Annotated in this window: 5 protein-coding genes; 1 reads left to right on the top strand and 4 read right to left on the bottom strand. The window is 70.6% G+C overall.

Annotated elements, in window-relative coordinates; genetic code table 11:
- The 4 genes from ABD747_RS26670 to ABD747_RS06325 all read right to left on the bottom strand — a co-directional run.
- Positions 1 to 202: DUF5994 family protein (locus ABD747_RS26670; protein WP_425562490.1), on the bottom strand; the 202-nt coding region annotated here is incomplete at its 3' end.
- A gap of 821 nt (positions 203 to 1,023) precedes the next feature.
- Complete coding sequence (locus tag ABD747_RS06335) at positions 1,024 to 1,881, bottom strand: hypothetical protein (protein ID WP_344802528.1); 858 nt, start codon at positions 1,879 to 1,881, stop codon at positions 1,024 to 1,026.
- Positions 1,882 to 2,428: 547 nt separating this feature from the next.
- On the bottom strand, positions 2,429 to 3,274 hold the full coding sequence (locus ABD747_RS06330; protein WP_344802526.1) for a hypothetical protein: 846 nt from the start codon (positions 3,272 to 3,274) through the stop codon (positions 2,429 to 2,431).
- Positions 3,275 to 3,840: 566 nt separating this feature from the next.
- Positions 3,841 to 4,269 (bottom strand): hypothetical protein, encoded by a 429-nt coding sequence (locus tag ABD747_RS06325; RefSeq protein WP_344802524.1) that lies wholly within the window; start codon positions 4,267 to 4,269, stop codon positions 3,841 to 3,843.
- A 164-nt stretch (positions 4,270 to 4,433) separates the two neighbouring features.
- Here ABD747_RS06325 and mobF point away from each other — a divergent pair.
- Positions 4,434 to 8,178: MobF family relaxase (gene mobF, locus ABD747_RS06320; RefSeq protein ID WP_344802522.1), on the top strand; the 3,745-nt coding region annotated here is incomplete at its 3' end.

Genomic DNA, 8,178 nt, shown 5'->3' with positions numbered 1-8,178 from the left:
GGTCCACCAGATCCAGCGCCTCTGTGGTGAGGTCACGGCTGTAGGGCCACCAGGCGCCATCCAGGGCGCCCTGCCCGATCGACGGGGACAGCCGGAGACGCAACACACGCTCCGATACCGGCGAACGTGGAAGGGCCACTCCGACCGGCCCGGTTGACGGCTCGACATGTTCTAGTGGGTGAGCCAGCTGTTGGAGGGACATGACCCCCGCGATTCCACCTGGTCCTCGGGAGAGTCCGGGATGGAAGCTGCAGGGAGCAAGTGCCTACAGTCTACTCCGACCCACGCAGCTGCAGGTCGCCACCGACGCCCGACGGAGTCGGCCTGAGCCGGACGGATGGCCGCCGGGCTCAGGAACTGGGCGGCAAACCACGAGGTTAGAGGATCCGTTCTCGTGCCGGATCAGGTACGGCGTGCATCGTCGAGAATGATGGCGGTGTGCCTCAGGGTAGAGCGCAAACGTCAACCGCGTCGTTCCTGGGACGAGCGCCGGCGGAGCTGACCGATGCGATCGTGCCGATGGTCAGGGCGAAGATATAGCACTATCGCCAACGGAACCGTTCCCTGCAAGGCGAAGACCGTAGAACCGGCGCACCCTGTTGATCATGAGTGCCCCTCGCCGCGAAGCTAGGAGGATTCTGGGCAGCGAAATCCGCGAGGCTTGCCCCAGTGCCGCGCCTGAGCGCATAGCGCTCAGGACGTGGCCAAGAGGTCACCCAACTGTTCGCGTCGGTGACCGCTGTCAGTGGTCGGCATACCTCGACCCCCAACACCGTGTCAGCCTCTCGACCGGCTGCCGGTGCCGGCCGATAGCGCCGCTGCTCGGCGTCCCAGACGCAGCTACTGGGGGCCATCGTCCATGCCAGCAAGCGGCGCAGCCCGATAGTGGTTCTACCCTTCAGCCTGGACCGATCGGTCCTCATCGAACCGGCTCCCGTCGTGTTTTGTGGACCGGAATCATGCGGCCGCAACGATCCCGGCCCTTCGAATCATCCTGACCGACCGAGGATGAACGCTCGTAACTCATCCGGGCCGGCCTGGGTGACAGGATGACGAACTTGCGGCAACGATCCGGCGCCAGGAACCGGCCGGCCGGACCGCCGCGGACCACCCGGGCCTCGGGTGGCACATCGGTGGGATGCCTCGACGAAGGGCCTGATCCGGGGCCACCCGGACCCGCGGCTGATCGAGCAGCTCGGCCAGGAACCGTCGATGATCATCCGCCGAGATCCACACCGCACCCAGCCGCGCGTGAATGCCACCGGGCCCGACATCTGCCGGAATGACCTGCCCGAGTGCCGCCACATGCCCGGCCCACCGGTCGGGATCGTCGACGGCCGCCCGGCGGGCCTGGTCGAGTTTGGCCCGGACGTCACCGGACAGGTACTCCGCCCGCGTCAGCCACATGCCGGGCGCGGCCGGGTCCTGCCAGATCGCCTCACCCAGCTCGGCTCGGGCCTCCGCCACCGACTGGCCGGTCAGGGCGATCGCGTCCAAATCGACGACACCGTGCTGGTCGAGGACGATGCTGAGCGCGTCGTGGGCGTTGTCGGCGCCCAGGATCTGCGGCCGCGGCTCGATCTGCCGGCACACCAGCAACCCACCAGGCTGCGCCTGCTGCGACGCGGGGTCGAACGCTTCCAGGGCGGCAGCGCCCCCAGCGTCATCGAGCTTCCCGATCGGGCGGAGGGTGAACCTGTTCACCGGCCCGTACCCGGCCACGTAGGCCTGCCAGAATGCGCGCAGCCCAGTCCGCTGCTCGGCCAGTCCCGGCGTGTCGTCCGCCGTCGCCGCCTCCGCGGACAGCAGAACCCGGGCCTGATCCCGCAGACCCAACAACGCGACCCCGCCGTCGCCGCCGAGATGTGGCGCGGGCTGCAACGACTGGCGTTCACCGCCGGTGAGGTTCTCGAGCCCGGTTGGGGGCGACGGTCAGACCCGATCACCCCGTGCATCCCGACCTCGCATCCGGAGATGGTGCCGAGCACCATCTCAGGATGGTCCAACCACCACGTGTTCAGCCGGAACCGTTCCGGCCGTGGCGGCCGTGGAGCTCGGTGTCGACCGCCTGTTCCCACCCGGCCACGGAACGACCGCTTCGCGGTCGGGTTCGCGGCGCCGCAGCACCAGCAGACCCTGCGCACCCTACGACCCCCACCGCGCCAACACCGCCCGCTGCGCCGGGCTCGCCGGCCGGTCCTCAGCCTGGAGCTGGCGCAGCACCTCGATCGCGGCCACGTTCGCCGCCAACGGGCCCGGGCACCCGACGGCGCCAGATCGTCCTGCCCGACCGGCCGGAACCTAACATCGCTCGCCGATCCCACCGACCCGACGGGCCCTGGTGCGACGGTGACGGGTTCGACGATCCGGGTTCAACGGGGGCGGGCTCGTCGAGTTCAGTCTGGTCGACACCCCGGGTGGGGGAGGGCTACTCGTCGGCGAGTTTCTTCAGTTCGGCCTGCAGTTCGGTCAGCGTCTGGTCGACCTCGTCGTGCGGGAGAATATCGGTGCTCTCGTCCTCGGTCAGATCCTGCAGCTCCGGCGGCGGTGCCAGCAGGTCCGCGGTCACGATCTCCTCCGCCCGCAGTTTCGCGTTCTCGCTCCGGCCGATCTTGTCGAAGTAGGTTTCCCCCGGCAGGTCGGGTCCCTGCAGTTGCAGGGTCAGGGTCGTCACCTGCTCCAACGCTTCCTCCCCCAACGCATGCGGGTCGGGCACATGTGGGTCGGGCACATGCGGGTCGGGCACATGCGGGTCGGGCACGGCCAGGTCGGGCAGTGGGGGTTGGTCTCTGTCGACCGGCCGGAGTCCGGCGGCTGCGGCCGCGGCAAGGTCTTGGTCGGCTCGGGCGGCGGCCCGGATGGCGCGGGCTCGGCCGAGTGCGCCGCGGGTGTCACGCAGGGGGCTGCCGGGGGTGTGGCGTCGGGTCGACCAGTCGTGCGCGTTGTCCGCGTTGCTGCCGGCCCGGAGATGGTCGACGGTCTGACACAGCGGGTTGTCGCAGATGTAGTGCCGCACCGTGCTCACGCGGATCAGTTCGTCGTACCCGAACGCGAGTCCGTACCCGAACCGGTGGCCGAGGACGACCGCGTCCCGGCCGTCGGGCAGCTCCCCGATCCAGAACCGGGCATGGCCCCGCCCGGCGATCGCCCCGGTCCACAGCCGACATCCGGTAGCAGTCAGTGCGGCGATGTGGGACCGGTAGCGGGCGATCACCCCAGCGTCGGTCAACGCCGCCCGCAACACGGCGGCGACGCCGGGGCTAATCCGAGCCATCGACCGATCGTCCCAGCTGCCGGCCCGGCGCCGGCTGAGCTGCCGCCCGTTCGGGTCGCCGGTGCGTGCAGTCCATCCGCCCGCCGACCTCTCGACGTGCCGCCTGGGCTTCGGCAGGGTCGACCCGTTCGAGCAGTTCGATCTCCTCCTCCCGTAGCGGGTCCGCGACACGAACATCCCCGACCCGAGCCGCCACGTCGGCCTGTGCGTGCACCTCCGCGGCCGCGGTCACGTCCGACCGCCACGCGTTGGACACGGCCCTGGCCTGTGGTGTCGGGTCGGGCGCCTGCGTGAGGTCAGCGCGGCGACGGACTTCGGCGATGTCGTCGGCCGGTAGATCCAGCCTGCGGGCCTCGGCGTCGATGCGGGCGTCATAGCCGGCCGGCCCGGGATGGTCTGCCCGGACATACAGCGCGGATGGGCACGGTCGAGGCTCGCCGGATCATCGACGTCGATGTGGCCGGGGCCGCCGGCGCCCAGACCCCAGCGCTGCATTCTGGCGCGGACCATCTCCACCCGACGCAGCACTCCGCGCTCGGCCAGTTCCTGCAGCCAGACGGGTTCGGTCATGCTGCTGTGCTGCTCGGTTGGACGGCCGGCGCGTCGCCGGCCGGATCCGGCTCCGACGACTGGACCTGTTCTTTCGCTCGCGATGACCTCGCCCGCTGCCGGGTTCCGGCCGGCTTGGACTGGGCCGCCGCAGCCAGCCGCCGCAGTTCGCGGACCTCCTTGACCGCGATCCCGCACAAGACGGCCACCTCGTCGTCGGTCTGGCCCAGCTCGAGCAACCGCGCCACCGACTTCGTGCGCCGCTCCTCAGCGGCCACCGCCCCAGCCTGGGCGGCGACCAGGGCCTCACCGGCCTCATAGAACTCCGTCGCCGCATCCACGATCAGCCGGTCCTGCTCCGCGCGCTGCGCGTCCAGTTGGGCTTTCGCCTGCCGGGCCCTGACCCGTGCGCTCATCGCCTCCGACGCCTTCACCATCACACCCACCCAACCTTTCGTCGTCTCGCCATCGCATTCCCGATCGCGCCCCCCGACGCCCGCCAGGCCATCCACATCCTGCGCCCTATCGTACGGCCTCCGAACCTATTCAGCCAGACCCCTCAAGTACGACACACCTCTTGCACTCAGGATCATCAGCGTACAGTAAGCCTGTGACCGCGAGTCTGCACAAGCTGACCGCCGGGGACGGATACACCTACCTGACCCGGCAGGTCGCGGTCACCGACTCCACCCAACGCGGCCGGTCCACGCTGGCCGACTACTACACCGAGAAAGGTGAACGGCCCGGCCGATGGGTCGGCCACGGCGTCACCGGCCTCGGCACCGTCCACGTCGGCGACCACGTGTCGGAGGCGCAGATGCGGGCCCTGTTCGGCGAGGGCCGCCACCCCGACGCCGACGCGTTGCAGAAGGCGGCGATCGCCGCCGGCGACACCGTGAAGAACGCGTTAAAGGCCACCCAGCTCGGCCGGGCCTATCCGGTCACGGCAGGGGAGCCGACCCCGTTCCTGATCGAAACCCAACGCCGCTACCAGGCCTACAACGCCGAACACGGCCGCCGGCTCAACCACCCGGTGCCGGAGGACGTCCGGGCCGCGATCCGCACCGAGGTCGGCCGGGCGACGTTCGAAGACGCGCACGGAAGGCCACCCGCGGACGCCCAGGAATTCACCAGTTGGGTGACCCGGCAGTCCCGCCGGCCGGCGCAGGCCGTCGCCGGTTTCGACGTCACGTTCACCCCGGTGAAGAGCGTCAGCACCCTGTGGGCGGTCGCCCCCCGGCCGGTCGCGGAACAGATCGAAGCCGCGCACGAGGCCGCCGTTGACCACGCCCTGCAGTGGCTGGAGGCCGAGGTCGCGCACACCCGCCGCGGCGCCCAGGGCGTCCGGCAGACCGAGGTCACCGGGATCGTCGCGACCGCGTTCACCCACCGCGACTCCCGCAACGGCGACCCCAACCTGCACACCCACGTCGCGATCGCGAACAAGGTCCAAGACCGGACCGACGGGGCCTGGCTCTCACTCGATGGGGCCGCGCTGTACCGGGCGATGGTCACCGTGAGTGAGCACTACAACTCCCACCTCGAGGCCGAGCTCGCTGAACGGCTCGGCAGCGAGTTCGAGGAGGTCACCGCCGCGGCCGACCGGCGGCCGGTCCGGGAGATCGTCGGCGTGCCCGCGGTGTTGTTGGAGGCGTGGTCGTCGCGGCGGGTCCAGATCGAGGCCGAAACCGACCGGCTGGCCCGCCAGTTCGGCCAAGATCACGGCCGTGCGCCGACGGCTCGGGAGATGATCCAGCTCGCCCAACAAGCCAACCTCGCCACCCGGCAGGCCAAACACGAACCCCGATCCCTCGCCGACCAACGCCGCGTGTGGAGGGCTCAGGCGGTCGCCGTGCTCGGCTCCGACCAAGCCGTCGACGCGATCACCACGGACGCCTGCCGGCCCCCCGACCAGGACGTGGCGGGGGAGGGGTTGCCCGATGACCGGGTCCTCGACCGTGTCGCGGAGTACGTGACGGAGACGGTGTCCAGGTCCCGGGCTAGGTGGCAGCCGACCCATGTGATGGCCGAGGCGTACCGGCAGCTCCGCGGGCTGAACCTGCCCAGTGACGTGATCGACCCGGCCGTCGCCGCGGTCACCGACCGGGTCCTCAACGCCGCGGTTCCATTGACCCGGCCTGATGCTGTCGATGTTCCCGACCAGCTGCGGCGCAGCGACGGGAGCTCGGTGTACGAGCCGAAACACACCCGCCTCTACACCACCACCGCGGTGCTCGACGCGGAGGCACGGATCGTCGACTACGCCCTGCGGCGGGACGGCCGGATCGTCGACGACACCATGCTCGGTCTCGCGCTGTTGGAGGCCGAAGCCAACGGCCAACCCCTGAACGACGGTCAGCAGCAGCTGGTGCAGGCGCTCGCCCGGTCCGGGCAGCGGGTCCAGTTGGCGATCGCCCCGGCCGGGTCCGGGAAGACGACCGCGATGCGGACCCTGTCCCGGGCCTGGGTCGACTCCGGCGGCACCGTCATCGGATTGGCACCGTCAGCGGTCGCCGCGGACGAGCTCCGGGCCGCGGTTCCCGACGGCACCGTCGAAACCCTTGCCAAGCTCGACTTCCTGCTGAACCTGTCCGCGTCGAAACCGGAGATCGGGTTGGCGGAGTGGGTCGATGCGATCGACGCCGACACCCTCGTCCTGATCGACGAGGCCGGGATGGCCGGCACCACCGAACTCGCCGCGGTGATCGACTTCGTCATCGCCCGGGGCGGTTCGGTCCGGCTGATCGGTGACGATCGGCAGCTCGCCGCCGTCGCCGCCGGCGGTGTCCTCCGCGACATCCAGGAGGCCGCCGGGTCGGCGACCCTGGCCGAGCTGATGCGGTTCGTCGACCCGTCCGAAGCGGCCGCCACCCTCGCGGTCCGCGACGGCGACCCGGCCGCGGTCGGCTTCTACCTCGACCGCGGCCGGCTCCATGACACCGGCGATCCGACCGAGGCGATCGTCGACGCTTGGTGGGCCGACACCACCAACGGCCGGTCGGCGCTGATGATCGCCGCCACCCGCGAAACGACCGCCCGGTTGAACGAGAAGGCCCGGGAACGGCGGATCGGTGCAGGGCTGGTTGATGCCGCTGGGCCGGAGGTGGTGTTGCGGACCGGGCTGCCGGCGGCGGTCGGGGACCGGGTCCTGACCCGCCGCAACGACCGCCGGAACCGGCTGTCGGCGACCGATTTTGTGAAGAACGGCGATCGGTGGACTGTGGTCGCGGTCGACCGGCGTGGCCGGTTGAAGGTCAGCCATGAGCGCAGCCGGAAGATCACCTGGCTCGACGCCGACTACGTCCGCGTCCACGTCGACCACGCCTACGCGGTCACCGTCCACTCCGCGCAAGGCTCCACCGTCGACGTCAGCCACGTCCTGCTCGACGGCACCGAGGACCGGCAGACCGCGTATGTGGCGTTGAGCCGTGGCCGGTTCGCCAACCACGTGTATGTGCGGACCGCCGGTGACGGGGACCCGCACAACCGGGTCCGGCCCGAGATCGTCCGGCCCTCGACCGGCGCCGAAATCCTGCACGGGATTCTCGAACACGACGGCACCGAACAGTCCGCGTCGACCACCCAACGCCTCGCCGCGTCACCGCAGGATCTGCTTCGCCAGCACGCGCTGCGCTACCTCGACGGCGTGTACGCGGCCGCCGAAGACTTGGCCGGCCCCGACCAGCTGCGGATCATCGAAGAACAAGCCGAAGAGCTGCAGCCGGGGATCACCGGCTGCGGGGGGTGGCCGCAGCTGCGGATGATGCTCGCCATCGTCGCCGTCTCCGGTGAGGATCCGATCGCGCGGCTGCGGGAGGTCCGCGACCAGCGCGACCTCGGCGACGCCCAAGATGTCGCGGCGGTGCTCGGCTGGCGGCTCGACGACACCGACCTGTTCGCCGGCGCCGGCCCGCTGCCCTGGCTCCGGGCGACGCCCGAAGCGGTCAAAGACCATCCCCTCTGGGGTCCCTACCTGAACGCGCGGGCCGAACTGGTCGCCTACTACGCGGCCGAGGTTGCCGACCAGGCCACCCTCACCGTCCAGACGCCACGGTGGGCCGAACCGGTCAGCCACAACCGGCGACTGTGGCGAGACCTCGCCGTCTGGCGGGCCGCCACCGCGATCCCTACCACCGACCCCATCCCGACCGGCACGGTCCTCCCACCATCTCGGGAACGGAACTACCAGGTCGAGCTGGAACACCAGGTCGAAACCACTGCTGGCCCGCCGGCGCCGCTACCCGCGGCGGTGCTCGACCTGCTCCGCGAAGAAGAGCCGGCGGTATTGCGGGCTCCGTTCTGGCAGACCCTGGCGCGTCGCCTGTCCGCCGCGGACCGTCACGGCCAGAACCTCG

This window comes from Microlunatus ginsengisoli, assembly GCF_039537205.1.
In the GTDB taxonomy this organism is placed as follows: domain Bacteria; phylum Actinomycetota; class Actinomycetes; order Propionibacteriales; family Propionibacteriaceae; genus Microlunatus; species Microlunatus ginsengisoli.
This window is presented reverse-complemented; position numbering and strand designations above follow the sequence as displayed.

Bases quoted from the DNA above. Each gene is read 5' to 3' on its own strand.
- ABD747_RS06330 (WP_344802526.1), bottom strand. From the start codon at position 3,274: ATGGCTCGGATTAGCCCCGGCGTCGCCGCCGTGTTGCGGGCGGCGTTG.